Genomic DNA, 14,761 nt, shown 5'->3' on the forward strand with positions numbered 1-14,761 from the left:
TCGGCAGTGACACGGGGTGCCCTCCAGGGCTGAGATGAGACCCGTCGAACCTGATCTAGTTCGTACTAGCGAAGGGATGTCGCGAATGAGCATTCGCACGCCTGTCCACCCGACCCTCCACGACCGGGCGACGGCCGTCGGCCGCGACCTCGACGCACTGCGGCTGCGCCCTCCGCTCGTGCAGTGCATCACGAACGCCGTCGTCACCGGCTTCACCGCCAACAGCCTCCTCGCGCTCGGCGCGAGCCCCGCGATGTGCGACCTGCCCGGCGAGGCGGGCGTCTTCGCCGAGATCGCCTCCGCGACGCTCGTGAACCTCGGCACGCCCGGTGCCGAGCAGCGCGACGGGGCGCGCGAGGCGGTCGCCGCCGCGCAGCGCTCCGGGACCCCGTGGGTGCTCGATCCCGTCGCCGTCGGCCCGCTGCCCGTCCGCACCGCGCTCGCGGCCGAGCTGCTCGAGGCGCGCCCGGCGATCATCCGCGGCAACGCCTCCGAGATCCTCGCTCTCGCCGGACTCGGCGCCGGCGGACGCGGAGTCGACGCGGTCGACGGAGCCGAGGACGCGCTCGAGGCCGCATTCGCGCTCGCCCGCCGCACCGGCGGCGCGGTCGCCGTCTCGGGAGCCGTCGACGTGGTCACCGACGGCGCGACCGTGATCCGCATCACCGGCGGCCACCCCCTCCTCACCCGGGTGACCGGAGGAGGCTGCGCCCTCGGAGCCGTCATGGCCGCGTTCCTCGGCACCGGCGCCGATCCCCTCGCGTCCGCCGTCGCCGCCTCCGTGGTCTGGGGCGTCGCCGCCGAGCGCGCCGCCGTCACCGCCGCCGGCCCCGGCTCCTTCGCCGTCGCGCTCCTCGACGAGCTCGCCGCGCTCGACGCGGACGGCGCCGTCGAGGCGGCGAGGCTCTCATGAGCGCGCTCGACCTCTCGCTCTACCTCGTCACCGACACCCGCCAGTGCGGCGAGCGGGGAGTCCCCGCCGTCGTCGCCCGGGCGGTGTCCGGCGGCGTCCGCACCGTGCAGATCCGCGACCACGACGCCTCCGCCGCCGAGCTGGTCTCGCTCGTCGTCGCGGTCGCCTCCGTGCTCGACGAGCACACGACCCTGGTCGTCGACGACCGCGTCGACGTCGTCCTCGCCGCCCGCCTGACCGGAGCGCTCGTGCACGGCGTGCACGTCGGCCAGTCCGATCTGCCCGCCACGGCCGCCCGCGCGATCCTCGGCGCCGACGCCGTCGTCGGACTCACCGCCGACGCCCCCGAGCACCTCGAGGCCGCGCACGCGCTGCCGCCCGGCACCGTCGACTACCTCGGCGTCGGCGTGATCCGGCCGACCGCGACCAAGGCCGACCATCCGGCTCCGCTCGGTCTCGACGGCTTCGCCCGGTTCGCCGCCGCCAGCCGCTACCCCTGCGTCGCGATCGGCGGAGTCGCGCTCGGCGATGCCGCTCCCCTGCGGCAGCGCGGCGCGGCCGGTCTCGCCGTCGTGTCGGCGATCTGCACGGCCGACGACCCCGCCGCCGCCGCGCGCGCCTTCCGCGAGGAGTGGGACCGATGACCACCGCGATCCCCCGCGTCCTCAGCATCGCGGGCACCGACCCGACGGGCGGCGCCGGCATCCAGGCCGACCTCAAGTCGATCGGCGCTCTCGGCGGCTACGGCATGGCCGTCGTGACCGCCCTCGTCGCGCAGAACACCCACGGGGTGCGCTCGGTTCACCTGCCGCCGGCCGCCTTCCTCCGCGAGCAGCTCGACGCGGTGAGCGACGACGTGCGGATCGACGCCGTGAAGATCGGGATGATCGCGACCGCCGAGCTCGGCGCGGTCATCGCCGACTGGCTCGACGCCGTCCGTCCTCCGCTGGTCGTCGTCGACCCCGTGATGGTGGCGACGAGCGGGCACCGCCTGCTCGACGAGGCGGCGGAGGACGCCGTCCGCGACCTCGTCCGGCGCGCCGATCTGGTGACGCCGAACCTGCCCGAGCTCGCCGTCCTCGTCGGCGAGCCGACCGCGTCGCAGTGGCCGGAGGCGCTCGCGCAGGCCGCCCGCCTCGCCGGGTCCCTGGGCACCACGGTCCTCGTCAAGGGCGGCCATCTCGAGGGCGGGGCCGCTCCGGATGCGATCGTCACGCCCGCGGGCGAGGTGCGGGAGGTGCCGGGCGAGCGGGTGGAGACCTCGAACACCCACGGCACGGGCTGCTCGCTCTCCTCCGCGATGGCGACGCTGCTGGCCGGGCGCCACCGCGACGCCGCCGCCGCGCTTCTCGAGGCGAAGGAGTGGCTGACCGGGGCGCTGCGCGGTGCCGACGCCCTCGCGATCGGGTCGGGCAACGGTCCGATCGACCACTTCCACCGCCTCCGCACGCCGCCGTTCTGCTCGGCCGTCTGGGACGAGACCCGGGAGCTCCGCAGCGAGATCGACGCCCTGCCGTTCGTCCGAGCGCTCGGCGACGGCAGCCTGGCCCGCGACGACTTCGAGTGGTACCTGGAGCAGGACGCCCTCTACCTCACCGAGTACGCACGCGTGCTCGCCGTCGCGGCGCAGCGGGCGCCCTGCACCGCCGAGCAGGTCTTCTGGGCGGAGTCGTCGGCATCGGCCCTCGCGGCGGAGGCGCAGCTGCACCGCGACCGCCTGGGCGGAGACCGCGGCTCCGTCGCCTCCCTCACCACGCGCGGCTACGTCGACCATCTGCTCGCGGTCGGCTCGCGCGGCGGCTACGGCGAGCTGGTCGCCGCACTCCTGCCGTGCTTCCAGCTCTACGCCGACGTCGGCGAGCGCCTCGCCGCTGCCTCGCGACCGGGCCACCCCTACGAGGACTGGCTCGCGACCTACTCCGAACCGGAGTTCGCCGCGGCGACCGAGCGGGCGATCGCGATCACGGAGGAGGCGGCGCGCCGGGCCTCCCCCGCGGAGCGATCGGCGATGCGCGACGCGTTCCTGCGGTCGAGCCGCTTCGAGCGCGACTTCTTCGCGGCGCCCCTCCTGCGCTGAGGAGCGCCGCCCGCGTCAGCCGATCGCCTCGCGCAGGACGTGCATGAGCGCATCGAGCTGCACCGTGTCGGCCGAGGCGGTCTCGGCGTCCGCGCCGTCGAGCGCGCGGGCGGCGAGGCCCGCCTTCGCGTCGATCAGCTCGGCGATCTTCGCGTCGATCGTGTGAGCCGCGATGATGCGCCAGGCGGTGACGGGCTCCTCCTGGCCGATGCGGTGCACGCGGTCGATCGCCTGCGTCTGCTCGGCCGAGGTCCACGACAGCTCGGCGAGGACGACGTTGGAGGAGGCCTGCAGGTTGACGCCGACGCCCGCCGCGGTCAGCGAGCAGACCGCGACCGAGACGTCGGGGTCCTCGTTGAACGCGTCGATCTGGGTCTGCCGGAAGGTCGCGGTCTGGTCGCCGCGGATCGAGACGGAGGTGAGCTCGCGCTTCTCGAAGGTGTCCTCGGCCTGGTCCATCACGTCGACGTGCTTCGCGAAGAACACGACCTTGCCGACCGAGCGGGCCAGCTGCGAGGCGTAGTCGGCCGCCAGGGCCGCCTTCGCCTGGCCGATGCGGCGCACCATGGTGAAGACGTTCTCGCCCGTCTTCGCCGACTTCGACTCCTCCAGCTCGCTCTGCGCGACGATGCGGATGAACCGCTCCTGCTCGGTGTCGTCGAGCTCGTGGGTGATCGAGGCGGTGACCGCCTTGAAGCGCTGCAGCATCCGTGCGCCGAGCTCGCGCTCCGCCTTCTGGATCGAGCGGCCGAGGTCGTCGTCGAGCTCGACGGGCAGATCGACGATCCGCTTCGAGGGCAGGTCGGCGGCGACGTCGATCTTCTTGCGACGGACGATGCCGAGATCGATGACCGCCTCGCGCGCCTCCGGGTAGAAGGCCGTGTCGGCCGGAGTGAGCCCGGTGTCCTCGAGCTGGCGCATCAGGTCGGGCCCGGGCTTGGTCTCGTCGATCCAGCCGAGGAACCGCCAGATGGCGCGGAAGTCGTCGACGTCGTTGATGAGCGGGGTTCCCGTGAGGGCGATCATCAGCGGGTCGTGGCCGGGAGTGGTCTCGCGGATCTTCGCCGCGAGCGCGAGCACGCTCTGCGAGCGCTGCGAGCGCAGGTTCTTGATGAAGTGCGCCTCGTCGACGACCATGCCGCGGAAGCCGAGGCTGCCGAGCCAGCCGCTGTGGCGGTCGAGGATGTCGTAGTTGACGATCACGACGTCGGCGAACGCGTCGAGCGTGGTGCCGTCGCCGTGGATGACCGTCGCGCGGCGCTGAGGAGTCCAGTGCTCGACCTCGCGGGCCCAGTTCATCTTCACGACGTTGGGGACCACGGCGAGCAGGGGGTAGGAGCCGGTGACGGAGGCGGCGAGGAGGCTCTGCGCCGTCTTGCCCAGACCCGGCTCGTCGGCGAGGAGGAAGCTGCGGTGCCCCTCCCGCGCGCTCTCGATGAAGCGCGCCTGGTGCGGCATCAGCTCGCGACCGCGCGGAGTGACGCGGTCGATGGCGGGGGGCTCCGGAAGCTCCATGCTGGCGGCCCGTCCACCGGCGCCGTACTCGAACGCCTTGAACAGCGGGCCGAGAAGCTCCCAGTCGTCCAGGCGCCGACGGGGCGCGGGAGCGGGAGCCGCGAGGGAGAAGTCGGGCGGCAGGAACGGATTGGCGAGCTGACGGGCCCGCACCGACTGCGGCACGACCTGATTGACCGGCACCTCGGGCTTGGGCTCCGGCTCGGTCACGATCAGCAGCTCGTCGGGGCTCAGCTCGGCGCCGGCCTCGAGCAGCCAGTCGCGGCGCAGCTTCTGCGCGGCGGCGGTGATGCCGGCCTCCGACTCGAGCAGCGCGATGAGGCTCGTATCGCGGGCGGCGGTCTTCGCGAGGATCGTGGCGATGCCGTCGAGGCGCTTCATCTCCTCCGCGCGCTGCGAGTCGCTGAGCTCGGTGTCGACCTTGACGCGCTTGCGCTCCTCGCGCATCAGCAGCGCGATGACGAGGAACTTGGTCCGGTTCGTCGGCCCGACCTTGCCGGTCTGGGCCTTCGCCTCGACCTCTCGGACCCGGCGGGCGAGGATCGGGATGATCCCCGAGTTGTCCACGCCGCGCGACCGCGAGCGCGGTCGGCTCCCGGCGGCGTTCGTGGTTCGACGCGTCTGACCGGACTGACGCTGGCCGCTGCGAGCCATGCTCCTCCTCCACGTGTGACGGGGCGGAGGAGGGGTTCCCGCGCTCTGCCGTCGCAGTGCACTCGCCACGCTGCTCGCGAGGAGCGACGGGCTTCGATGCGTCCGGTGGCCGTCGGGAGCTCTGAGCAGCGGGTCTGAGACCCGGTCGGAGCATCCCCGGCGTGCGGTCGCTCCCCCAGTCTACTCCCCGGGACGGCGCGGCCGGGTCAGTCGGCGACCGGCACCTTGATGAGCAGCCCCGCGGCCACGACGACCCCCACCGCGGCGAGCTGCAGCGAGGACCAGACGGCGTCGGGGAACGAGAACGGCAGCACGGGGTTCCAGAGCACGACGATCGGCACGAGGCCCACCAGCCAGAGGTACGACTTCGCCTGGATCGCGAACCAGCCGATCACCGCTGCGAGGATCGCGACGGGGTAGCGCACGAAGTCGTACGCGTCGCCGCCGACGAGAGCGAGGCCGGCGAGCAGGATGATCGCCGTCAGGATCCCGGGCGCCAGTGCCATCTTCGCGATCCCGCGGGACGGGTAGCGGTCGGTCGCTCCGGAGCCGGCTCTCTGCGCATTCACCCTCCGATGGTACGGGCCGTACCCCCGCCCGGTATCCGGGAGCGGCGTAGGCTGGCGGCGTGATCGAGGACCTCAAGAAACGCTCCCTGCACCGAGCGCGCATCCTGGGGGGCCAGATGCGCGGGCTCGAGAAGATGATCGAGAACGAGGACTACTGCGTCGACATCGTCACGCAGTCCCTCGCGATCCAGAAGTCGCTCGGCTCGCTGAACAAGCTGATCGTCGAGAACCACCTGCGCACGCACATCACCGCGATGTTCGAGGAGGGCGGCGACGCCCGCGAGGCGGCCATCGCCGAGCTCGTGAAGATCTTCGAGCTCTCCAACAACCGGTCGTGACGGCAGCGTGACCACCCTCACCGCCGTCCGCGGCGACATCACCCGACAGCGGGTCGACGTGATCGTGAACGCCGCGAACTCGTCCCTCCTCGGGGGAGGCGGAGTGGACGGTGCGATCCACCGCGCCGGCGGCCCCGGGATCCTGGCCGAGTGCCGCCGCCTCCGCGAGAGCGATCTGCCCGACGGACTGCCGGCGGGCTCGGCCGTCGCCACGACCGCCGGGCGCCTGCCCGCCCGCTGGGTGGTGCACACCGTGGGGCCGGTCTTCTCGGCCCGGGAGGACCGCGGCGATGTCCTCGCCTCGGCCTACACCGAGTCCGTCCGCACGGCCCGCGACCTCGGCGCTCGCACGATCGCGTTCCCCGCGGTCTCGGCCGGGGTCTACGGCTGGCCGATGGAGGACGCGGCGCGGGTCGCCGTCGAGTCGGTGCGCGCCGCCACCGTCGACGGCGCGCTGGAGGAGGTGCGCTTCGTCCTCTTCTCCGACGACGCGCTCGCGGCCTTCACCACCGCGCTCAGCCCGCAGTCGTCCCCGATGTGACGCCGGTGCCCGACTCCGTCCCGTCGGGGATCTCGAGCTGCGATCCCGGACCGCCGCCCTGCCCGAACCCGCCGTCCGGCATCTGGCCCCGCGGGTCGAAGCCGGTCGGGGAGGAGGAGCCGGTCGAGCTCCCCACGGCGTAGCCGATCCCGAAGCCGCCCCCGAGCAGGAGGAGGCCGGCGACGACCGCGGCGACGGTCAGACCCGCCCGGCGCCGCCACCAGGGTCGGCGCGGCGCCGCGACCGACGGCCCGGCACCGCCGGACACCTCCGCCGCGGCCGGAGCCGCCCATTCCGGGTGCTCGGTCGCCGCCTCGCGCCGCTCGTTCCCGATCGTGTCGCTGCCTGTGCTCATGATGCCTCCGCCTCTCGTCCCGCACCCCGGACGGGGTGCGGAACCGAGAATCGCGCCGAGCGCTATGCGGACACTGAGCGGAGCCGATCAGCGGGCTCTGAGCTCACGCCGTCTTGGGGCGCGCGAACTCGTCGAAGGGCAGCGTGATCGGCCGCGTGCGCGGCGGCATGCGCAGGACGGAGTCCAGTGCCGGCCCGAGGGCCTCGCGCCACGCCCGGTAGCCGCTCTCGGTGAGGTGCAGCCCGTCCTCCGAGTACTCGGGAAGGATCCCGCCGTCCTCGCCGGCGAGCACCGGCCAGAGGTCGAGGTAGCCCGCGTGCGCCGTCGGCGCGAACTGCCAGAGGTGCCGGTTGATCTCGCGGATCTGCGGGGCGAACTCGTGCCCGCGCGGCAGCACCGAGATCACCAGGATCCGGATGTCGGGCAGGTCGCGGCGGAAGGTCGCCACGATCGTCTCGATGTTCCGCACGACGTGCTCGGTCGTGCGGTGCCAGGCGAGGTCGTTGGTGCCCACGAGCACCACGACGGTGTCGGGTGCCTGCTCGATCAGCTCGGGCAGCCGGGCGACGACATCGGCCGTGGTCGCTCCTCCGACGCCCTCGTCGACGACGGTCGACGCCGTGAGCCACTCGGCCCAGGCACCGCCCTGGATGATGCTGTCCCCGATGAAGAGGACCTTCCCCAGCTGGAGATCGCGCCCCGCGTCCGTGTCCGACCGTTCGCTCATCGTGCTCCTCTCGGTAGCGTCCGGGCCGGCGTCGCCGTCCGCGGACCCTCCCATTGTCACCGCTGGACCGTGAGACCGCCAGGCGAGCGCTCGTCGCCGGTGTCCTCGAGGCCCGCCGCGGTGGCCGTGATGCGGTTCGCCATGCCGTTGAAGATGACGCCGTGGAAGGGCAGGACCGCGAACCAGTACAGCCGTCCCGCGAGCCCCTGCGGGAAGAAGACGGCTCGCTGGGTGTAGATCGACCCGCCCCCGTCGGCGGGCTCCGCGCGCATCTCGAGCCACGCGCCTCCGGGCACCTTCATCTCGGCACGCAGGCGCAGGAGCGTCGGCCGCTCGATGGCCTCGACCCGCCAGAAGTCGAGCGCGTCGCCCGCGTGCAGCCGCTCGGAGTCGCGGCGCCCGCGCTGCAGGCCCACTCCCCCGACGAGCTTGTCCATCCAGCCCCTGATCGCCCAGGCGAGGGGGAACGAGTACCAGCCGTTGGTGCCGCCGATGCCCTCGATGACCCGCCACAGCTTCGCCGCGTCGGCGTCCGTCCGGCGGACCTTGCGGTCGACGTACACCGTGTGGCCGGCCCACTCGGGGTCGCTCGGCAGCGGATCGCTCGGCGCCCCGACGACCTCGGAGTTCTGCCAGCTCGTCTCGATCTCGCCCGACTGCATCTTGCCGAGCGCGAGCCGCACCGAGCGGCGGTAGCCCGTGAGCCCGCCCTCGGGGTCGGGGATCAGCTCGCGGATGTCCTGCTCGCGCACGATGCAGTCGTACTGCAGCGAGGCGATGATCGGCACCGCGAGCGAGCGCGGGATCGGGGTGACCAGGTTGACCCACTGCGAGGCCAGCCAGGGCGTGAAGACCGGGAGGGAGGCGATCGGCCTCTGCGGCAGACCCGCCTCGACCGCGTAGCCGTTCATCATCTGCCCGTAGCGGAGCACGTCGGGGCCGCCGATGTCGAAGGTGCGGTTCAGCGTGCGGTCCTCGAGCGAGGCGGCGCCGATGAGGTAGTGCATCACGTCGCGGACGGCGATCGGCTGGATGAAGTTGCGGACCCACTGCGGCGCGGGCATGTACGGGAGGATGTCGGTCAGGTGGCGCACCATCTCGAACGACGTCGAGCCCGAGCCGATGATGACGCCCGCCTGCAGCGCGATGGTCGGGACGCCCGACTCCATCAGGATCCGCCCCACCTCCGCGCGGGAGCGCAGGTGCTTCGAGAGCTCCTCGCCGTCGGGGTGCAGGCCGCCCAGGTACACGATGCGCTCGATGCCCGCCGCGAGCGCGGCCTCGGCGACGTTCGTCGCGGCCCGGCTCTCGATCTCCTCGAAGTGCGCGTGGTCGTTGCCCGACCCCATCGAGTGCACCAGGTAGTAGAGGACGTCGACGCCCTCGAACGCCGCGGTCAGCGACTCCGGATCGGCGAGATCGCCCCGGGCGACCTCGACCTGCTCGGCCCACGGGACCTCGGCGAGCCGGCGGGGGTCGCGCACGAGCACGCGCACGCGGAACCCCGCCTCGAGCAGGCGCGGGGTGAGGCGCCCGCCGATGTAGCCGGTGGCACCGGTGACGAGCGCGAGAGGGCGCGACGGGGCCGGGGAGGATTCGCTCATGCCTGCCACGCTACGCCGCACCTCCGACGGCCTCGCGGCCTGGTGCGGGGCGGCGACCGCTGCTATGCGGGCCGGGGTCAGGCGATGCCGAGGACGGTGCGCACGCGGCTCACGTCGTCGTTCATCTGGCGGATGAGCGGTTCGACGCCCTCGTAGGCGACCTGCCCGCGGATCCGCGAGACGAACGCCACGTCGACGACCAGGTCGTAGAGGTCGAGCGTCTGGTCGAGCACGAACGCCTCGACCTGCTTCGGGGGCACGCCGACGAAGGTCGGGTTGCTGCCCACCGAGATCGCGGCCGGGTAGGTGCGGCCCTCGGCGGTCAGCCTGCCCGCGTAGACGCCGTCGGCGGGGATGAGCCCCTGCGACTGCGGAGACAGGTTCGCGGTCGGGAAGCCGAGCTCGCGACCGCGCTTGGCGCCGTGCACGACGAGTCCGCGCACCACGGGCTCGTGGCCCAGCAGGCTCGTCGCGTGCTCGATGTCGCCGTCGGCGAGCAGCTCGCGGATCCACGTCGACGAGACCCGTCGGCCGTGCTCGGGTCGCACGTCGTCGATCAGCTCGACGGTGAAGCCGTGCAGCTCGCCGAGCTCGCGGAGGCGGTCGACGTCGCCCGCCCCGCGCGCGCCGAAGCGGAAGTCGGAGCCGACGAGCACGGTGCGCGCCTCCAGGGCGTCGACCAGCACCTGCTGCACGAACTCCTCCGGAGTCAGCGAGCGGAACTCCTCGTCGAAGGTCAGCAACAGCGTCGCGTCGACACCGGTGCCGGCCAGCAGCTCGAGCTTCTGCTCGTTGCCGACGAGCGCCGTCGGGCACTTCTCGGGCGCGATCACGCTGAGCGGGTTGCGGTCGAAGGTGACCACCACGGCGGCCAGGCCCTGCTCGCGCGCCCGCTCGTGCAGCGTGCCGATGACCGCCCGGTGGCCGGAGTGCACGCCGTCGAACTTGCCGATGGTGACGGCGGACGGGCCGATCCCGGCGAGGTCCTGCGGAGTCGTCTCGACGCGCATCACGCCGCGCCCCGGCGGCCCTGCACCCGGAGCCACCACAGCCCGAGGACGGGCAGGACGAGCGGGATGAGGAGGTAGCCGGCGCCGAAGGCCGACCACACCGTGGCCTGACGGCCGAACGGGTCGACGCTCGACAGGCCCAGCAGCTGCGGAGCCAGCACGCTGATCGCGCCGACGACGACCACTCCGATCAGCTCGAAGGTGATGGTCGCCCACGCGACCCGCTGCCAGAAGCGGCCGGGGGCGACGAGCGCGACGGTCGCGACGATGTAGACGACGGCCGAGAGCGCCGAGAGCGAGAAGGCGAGCGGCGCCTCGTCGAAGCGGTCGATGATCTGGAAGACGGAGCGGCCGGTCGCGGCGAGCGCGAGGATCGCGTAGACCACGACGAGGAGACTGCCGATCCCCCTCGCCCGCGTCGAGCGGGCGGTCCGGGTGCGGGGGTCTCGGGGAGTGGTCGCCCGTCCGGGCGCATCGCTGGCTTGATTCGACATCGCAGGGTCAATGGTAGGCGCTGGCTGCGGGGTGCTCACGCGACCTGGAAGAACCAGATCTGGTGCATCCGGTAGACCATCACCGCGACCGAGAGGCACACCACGCCCAGGATGACCGTGCTCCACCGGCTGCGCTCGATCAGAGCCCAGAAGCCCGCCGCGAGCGGCAGGATCAGCGCCGAGATCAGGTAGACGTAGTACTCGGGGAGGCTGCCGCTCGGGCTGTTGCCGACCTGCGGCGACACGATCGCCACGGCGAGCTGGACGATGAGCAGCAGCTCGACGATCGCGGTCGCCCCCACGGAGACGTCGGAGGGGCGCCGGCCGACGAGCCCGAGCACGAGGCAGAGCAGCCCGGCGACGACGGCGACGCCGACCTGGAGCGTCGTGAACCAGTCGATCACGGGGCGACCGCCCGGGTCTGCTCGGTGGGGAAGTTGACGACGCTCTTGAGCAGCTGCCCCCGCCGCTCCGCCAGGCCGATCAGGCGGCCGGAGGGGTCGACCGCGGCGAGCAGTCCCGTCTCGCCGAGCGCCTCCTCCGGGGACGCGATGCGCTTGCCGTTCGCCAGGCGGACGGCCGCCTGCGCGTCGAGGTGCAGGAGGGGGAACAGCTCGCCCGCGACCGTCGTCGGCGTGAGCAGAGCGGAGGGGACGTCGAGCTCGTCGATGTCGCCCGCGGCGTCGATCGCGAACGGACCCACGCGCGTGCGGCGCAGCGCCGTCAGGTGCCCGCCGACCTCCAGCGCGGCTCCGAGGTCGCGGGCGAGGGCGCGGATGTAGGTGCCGGACGAGCAGTCGATGCGCACGTCGAGGTCGAGGAAGCCCTCGGCCTCGCGGCGCGCGAGCACGTCGAAGGCGCCGACCGTGACGGGGCGCGCGGGGAGGACGACCTCCTCGCCGTCGCGGGCGCGGGCGTAGGCGCGGCGGCCGTCGACCTTGATGGCGCTGACCGAGCTGGGCACCTGCTCGATGGCACCGGTGAGGGTCGCGACGACCGCGTCCACCGCCTCCGCCGTGATCGCCTCGACGCGGCCCGGGTCCGCGGTCGCGAGCGTCTCGCCCTCGCGGTCGTCGGTGCTGGTCGATGCACCGAGGCGGATCGTCGCCTCGTACTGCTTGTCGAGCCCGACGAGGTAGGTGAGCAGCCTGGTCGAGGGGCCGAGCCCGAGGATCATGAGCCCGGTCGCCATCGGATCGAGGGTGCCCGCGTGCCCGACCTTCCGCGTGCCGGCGCGGCGGCGGGTGCGCGAGACGAGGTCGTGACTGGTGATGCCGCCCGGCTTGTCGAGCAGGAGGATCCCGTTCGGAGCCGTCGCGATCGGGTCACCGGGGGTCTCGAGCACGGGTGCGAGGATACACGCGCCGTTCGGGAGTCGGCCCCGGAGCGAGACCCACCCCGCGCGCGGCCTCGCGGCGGGCCCGTCCTAGGCTGTCCGGATGAGGATCGCAGTACTCGGAGCGGGCGCCGTGGGCGGCACCGTCGCCGCACTCCTGGATCGCGCGGGGCACGACGTCGAGGTGACGGCACGAGGGGCGCATCTGACGGCGATCCGCCGCTCCGGCCTCCGCCTCGACGGCGCCTGGGGCGAGCACACCGCCTGGGTGCGCAGCGGCGAGACTCTCGATCTCGTCCCCGACCTCGCCGTGCTCGCCACCAAGGCCCAGGACGCCGAGGACGCGCTCCGGGCGAACCGGCGCACCGTGGACGGCACGCTGCTCGTCGTCGTGCAGAACGGGCTCGACGGGCTGCAGGCCGCGGCCCGGCAGGTCCGCGACGCCCGACTCGTCGGCGCGCTCGCGCTCTTCGCCGCGAGCCACCTCGAGCCCGGGCGGGTGAGCGTCACCGCCGCCGCGACCACGACGCTCGGAGTGCCGGGCCGCCCGGCCGACGACGACGTCCGCCGAGCCGCGGCGATCCTCGGCGAGGCGATCCCGATCGAGACGACCGACGACTTCGTCGGCGCGCAGTGGACGAAGCTGCTCATCAACGAGGTCAACGCACTGCCGGCGATCACCGGCCTGTCGGTGCAGGAGACGGTCGCCGACGCCGGGCTCCGCCGGCTGCTCGCGCGGGCGATGAAGGAGGCGGCGCGCATCGGGATCGCGTCCGGCGTGCGCTTCGGCGCCCTGCAGGGCCTCACCGACGCGCGCGTGCGCACACTCGCAGCCGCTCCGCTCCCCGTCGTCGAGCTGCTGCCGCGCCGCATGGCGACCCGGATGGGCGACGTGCCGAATCCGGGATCGACCCTGCAGAGCGTGCGCCGCGGCGTCCCCAGCGAGATCGACCACCTCGCCGGTGCCGTCGTGCGGACGGCGCACCGGCTGGGCCGGGAGGCGCCCGTCAACCAGCTGCTCGTCGATCTGGTGCACGAGGTCGAGCGCGCAGGAGCGTTCCTCCCGCCCGCCGAGGTCGTGCGACGGGCCGCCGCGCTCTAGCGGGTCAGCACGAGTCGGCGAACACGCGCCGGGGGTGCTCGGGGTCGCGGATGTCGACGAGCACGGGCGCCAGGCGGCGAGGATCCACGGTGGTGCGGTAAGCCTCGTCGACCGGCGGCTCCTGCGTGTCGAGACGGATGCTCAGATTCCACGCCCCTCGGATCTCGGGCCGCAGTGCGAACTCGCCGTCGACCAGGAGGACCGCATCCCTGCCCGCCGTCCGCCACTTGGGCTGACGGGGCTCGTCGCGGACGGCGTCGAAGCCCGCCAGGACGAACCCGGTGCTGCCGCCCATCTTGAAAGGTCCGATCAGCACGCGCCGCAGCAGCTCGTAGTCGTAGCGCCCCAGGTAGGCGCGCTGCGCCTCCGGGATCTCCGCGTCCTCCCGGTCGACCCGCGGTCGCTGGAAGTCGGCGAGGTGCGCGACCATCGCGTCGTGCCCGGCGCGACGGATCGCCTCCGCGAGCTCGAGGGCGAAGGCGGCGCTCACCTCGGGGTCGTCCCCGTCGATGCCGACGGCGACGCGGCCGCGCCCGTAGTTGTGCAGCACCTCCGCCGCCAGAGCGTCGAGCACATCGGCCTTCTGGGGCGCCCACTTGGTCATGCCCTCACGATACGCGGCACCCCTTAGGGTGAGCCGATGCCCACAGGATTCGCACCCGCGATCATCGACTGGTTCCGCTCCAGCGCTCGCGACCTCCCCTGGCGTCGCGAGGGGTTCCCTGCCTGGGGCACCCTCGTCAGCGAGTTCATGCTCCAGCAGACCCCTGTGGTCCGCGTGATCCCGCGGCTCGAGGAGTGGCTCGCGCGCTGGCCGACTCCCGCCGCCCTCGCCGCTGTCCCGCCCGGCGAAGCCGTCCGGGCCTGGCAGTCGCTCGGCTATCCGCGGCGGGCGCTCCGACTGCACGCCTGCGCCACCGCGATCGCCGAGCAGCACGGCGACGTCGTCCCCGACGACGTCGACACGCTCCTCGCGCTGCCCGGGATCGGCGACTACACCGCGCGCGCGATCGCCGTCTTCGCCTACGGCCGCCGCCACCCCGTCGTCGACACGAACGTGCGCCGCGTGATCGCCCGCGCGGTCGACGGAGTCGCCGAGGCGGGCCCGCCTCGCGCCAAGCCGGATCTCGCGGCGATGGACGCCCTGCTCCCGGCGGGCCTCGAGGAGGCCGCGGCCTTCAACGCCGGGATGATGGAGCTCGGTGCGATCGTCTGCACGGCGCGCGCCCCGCGCTGCGACTCCTGCCCGATCCGCGACGCCTGCCGCTGGCGGGCGGCCGGGTACCCCGCCTACGACGGCCCGGTGCGGGCCCGGCAGAAGGCCTTCGAGGGCTCCGACCGCCAGGTCAGGGGCCTCATCCTCGCCGAGCTGCGGGCGGCGCACGGCCCCGTCACGGCCGCCGAGATCGACTCGGTCTGGCCCGACCCCGAGCAGCGCGCCCGAGCCCTCGCCGGCCTGCTCGCCGACGGACTCGCGGTCGGCGACCCCGTCGAGGGCTATCTGCTGCCCCACTCCTGACCGCCGT

17 protein-coding genes and 1 riboswitch are annotated in these 14,761 nt (G+C 73.3%); of the genes, 7 read left to right on the forward strand and 10 right to left on the reverse strand.

The annotated features are described in order from the left end of the window. The first annotated feature begins 2 nt into the window (after positions 1 to 2). Positions 3 to 94, forward strand: a riboswitch (TPP riboswitch). From thiM to thiD, 3 genes are all read left to right on the forward strand, one after another. After that, the gene (gene thiM, locus GSU68_RS10975) at positions 86 to 913 is read left to right on the forward strand and encodes a hydroxyethylthiazole kinase (protein WP_159908258.1); all 828 of its coding nucleotides are present in this window, start codon (positions 86 to 88) and stop codon (positions 911 to 913) included. It overlaps the preceding riboswitch by 9 nt. Next, on the forward strand, positions 910 to 1,557 hold the full coding sequence (gene thiE / locus GSU68_RS10980) for a thiamine phosphate synthase (RefSeq protein ID WP_159908260.1): 648 nt from the start codon (positions 910 to 912) through the stop codon (positions 1,555 to 1,557). The genes thiM and thiE overlap by 4 nt, the downstream gene beginning before the upstream one ends. After that, complete coding sequence (gene thiD / locus GSU68_RS10985) at positions 1,554 to 2,990, forward strand: bifunctional hydroxymethylpyrimidine kinase/phosphomethylpyrimidine kinase (protein WP_244259247.1); 1,437 nt, start codon at positions 1,554 to 1,556, stop codon at positions 2,988 to 2,990. Before thiE ends, thiD begins: the two co-directional genes overlap by 4 nt. 15 nt (positions 2,991 to 3,005) lie before the next feature. On the opposite strand, the gene GSU68_RS10990 is transcribed toward thiD, so the two are convergent. Both GSU68_RS10990 and GSU68_RS10995 read right to left on the reverse strand, forming a co-directional pair. Then, positions 3,006 to 5,159, reverse strand: coding sequence for a DEAD/DEAH box helicase (locus tag GSU68_RS10990; protein ID WP_159908262.1), 2,154 nt, complete (start codon positions 5,157 to 5,159; stop codon positions 3,006 to 3,008). Between the two features lie 206 nt (positions 5,160 to 5,365). Further along, positions 5,366 to 5,728, reverse strand: coding sequence for a DUF6804 family protein (locus GSU68_RS10995; protein ID WP_159908264.1), 363 nt, complete (start codon positions 5,726 to 5,728; stop codon positions 5,366 to 5,368). Between the two features lie 59 nt (positions 5,729 to 5,787). Between GSU68_RS10995 and GSU68_RS11000 the strand changes: the two genes are divergently transcribed. Both GSU68_RS11000 and GSU68_RS11005 read left to right on the forward strand, forming a co-directional pair. Continuing rightward, positions 5,788 to 6,066 carry a metal-sensitive transcriptional regulator gene (locus GSU68_RS11000; protein ID WP_056044456.1) on the forward strand — a complete coding sequence of 93 codons (279 nt, stop codon included), beginning with the start codon at positions 5,788 to 5,790 and terminating at the stop codon, positions 6,064 to 6,066. 7 nt (positions 6,067 to 6,073) lie between these two features. Beyond that, a complete protein-coding gene (locus GSU68_RS11005; RefSeq protein WP_159908266.1) occupies positions 6,074 to 6,607 on the forward strand; it encodes an O-acetyl-ADP-ribose deacetylase in 534 nt (177 codons plus the stop codon). On the opposite strand, the gene GSU68_RS11010 is transcribed toward GSU68_RS11005, so the two are convergent. The 7 genes from GSU68_RS11010 to truB all read right to left on the reverse strand — a co-directional run bounded on the left by GSU68_RS11010 (position 6,582) and on the right by truB (position 12,142). Then, positions 6,582 to 6,962 carry a hypothetical protein gene (locus GSU68_RS11010; RefSeq protein ID WP_159908268.1) on the reverse strand — a complete coding sequence of 127 codons (381 nt, stop codon included), beginning with the start codon at positions 6,960 to 6,962 and terminating at the stop codon, positions 6,582 to 6,584. The genes GSU68_RS11005 and GSU68_RS11010 overlap by 26 nt on opposite strands. 103 nt (positions 6,963 to 7,065) lie before the next feature. Next, entirely contained in the window at positions 7,066 to 7,689 is a 624-nt protein-coding gene (locus tag GSU68_RS11015; protein ID WP_159908270.1) for a GDSL-type esterase/lipase family protein, read from the reverse strand. 56 nt (positions 7,690 to 7,745) lie between these two features. Beyond that, on the reverse strand, positions 7,746 to 9,293 hold the full coding sequence (locus tag GSU68_RS11020) for an SDR family oxidoreductase (protein ID WP_159908272.1): 1,548 nt from the start codon (positions 9,291 to 9,293) through the stop codon (positions 7,746 to 7,748). Between the two features lie 77 nt (positions 9,294 to 9,370). Then, positions 9,371 to 10,303, reverse strand: coding sequence for a bifunctional riboflavin kinase/FAD synthetase (locus GSU68_RS11025; protein ID WP_159910253.1), 933 nt, complete (start codon positions 10,301 to 10,303; stop codon positions 9,371 to 9,373). After that, positions 10,303 to 10,797 (reverse strand): hypothetical protein, encoded by a 495-nt coding sequence (locus GSU68_RS11030; protein ID WP_244259248.1) that lies wholly within the window; start codon positions 10,795 to 10,797, stop codon positions 10,303 to 10,305. The genes GSU68_RS11025 and GSU68_RS11030 overlap by 1 nt, the downstream gene beginning before the upstream one ends. 35 nt (positions 10,798 to 10,832) lie before the next feature. Then, positions 10,833 to 11,201, reverse strand: coding sequence for a hypothetical protein (locus tag GSU68_RS11035; RefSeq protein ID WP_159908274.1), 369 nt, complete (start codon positions 11,199 to 11,201; stop codon positions 10,833 to 10,835). After that, complete coding sequence (truB, locus tag GSU68_RS11040) at positions 11,198 to 12,142, reverse strand: tRNA pseudouridine(55) synthase TruB (RefSeq protein WP_159908276.1); 945 nt, start codon at positions 12,140 to 12,142, stop codon at positions 11,198 to 11,200. The genes GSU68_RS11035 and truB overlap by 4 nt, the downstream gene beginning before the upstream one ends. Before the next feature lie 94 nt (positions 12,143 to 12,236). Between truB and GSU68_RS11045 the strand changes: the two genes are divergently transcribed. Next, positions 12,237 to 13,235 (forward strand): ketopantoate reductase family protein, encoded by a 999-nt coding sequence (locus GSU68_RS11045; protein ID WP_159908278.1) that lies wholly within the window; start codon positions 12,237 to 12,239, stop codon positions 13,233 to 13,235. A gap of 4 nt (positions 13,236 to 13,239) precedes the next feature. On the opposite strand, the gene GSU68_RS11050 is transcribed toward GSU68_RS11045, so the two are convergent. Next, positions 13,240 to 13,839, reverse strand: a complete 600-nt coding sequence (locus tag GSU68_RS11050; protein ID WP_159908280.1) for a hypothetical protein — start codon at positions 13,837 to 13,839, stop codon at positions 13,240 to 13,242. A 36-nt stretch (positions 13,840 to 13,875) separates the two neighbouring features. Here GSU68_RS11050 and GSU68_RS11055 point away from each other — a divergent pair, with 36 nt between their 5' ends. After that, the gene (locus GSU68_RS11055) at positions 13,876 to 14,754 is read left to right on the forward strand and encodes an A/G-specific adenine glycosylase (RefSeq protein WP_159908282.1); all 879 of its coding nucleotides are present in this window, start codon (positions 13,876 to 13,878) and stop codon (positions 14,752 to 14,754) included. Positions 14,755 to 14,761: the final 7 nt, after the last annotated feature.

The organism is Rathayibacter sp. VKM Ac-2759 (assembly GCF_009834225.1).
GTDB lineage: Bacteria > Actinomycetota > Actinomycetes > Actinomycetales > Microbacteriaceae > Rathayibacter.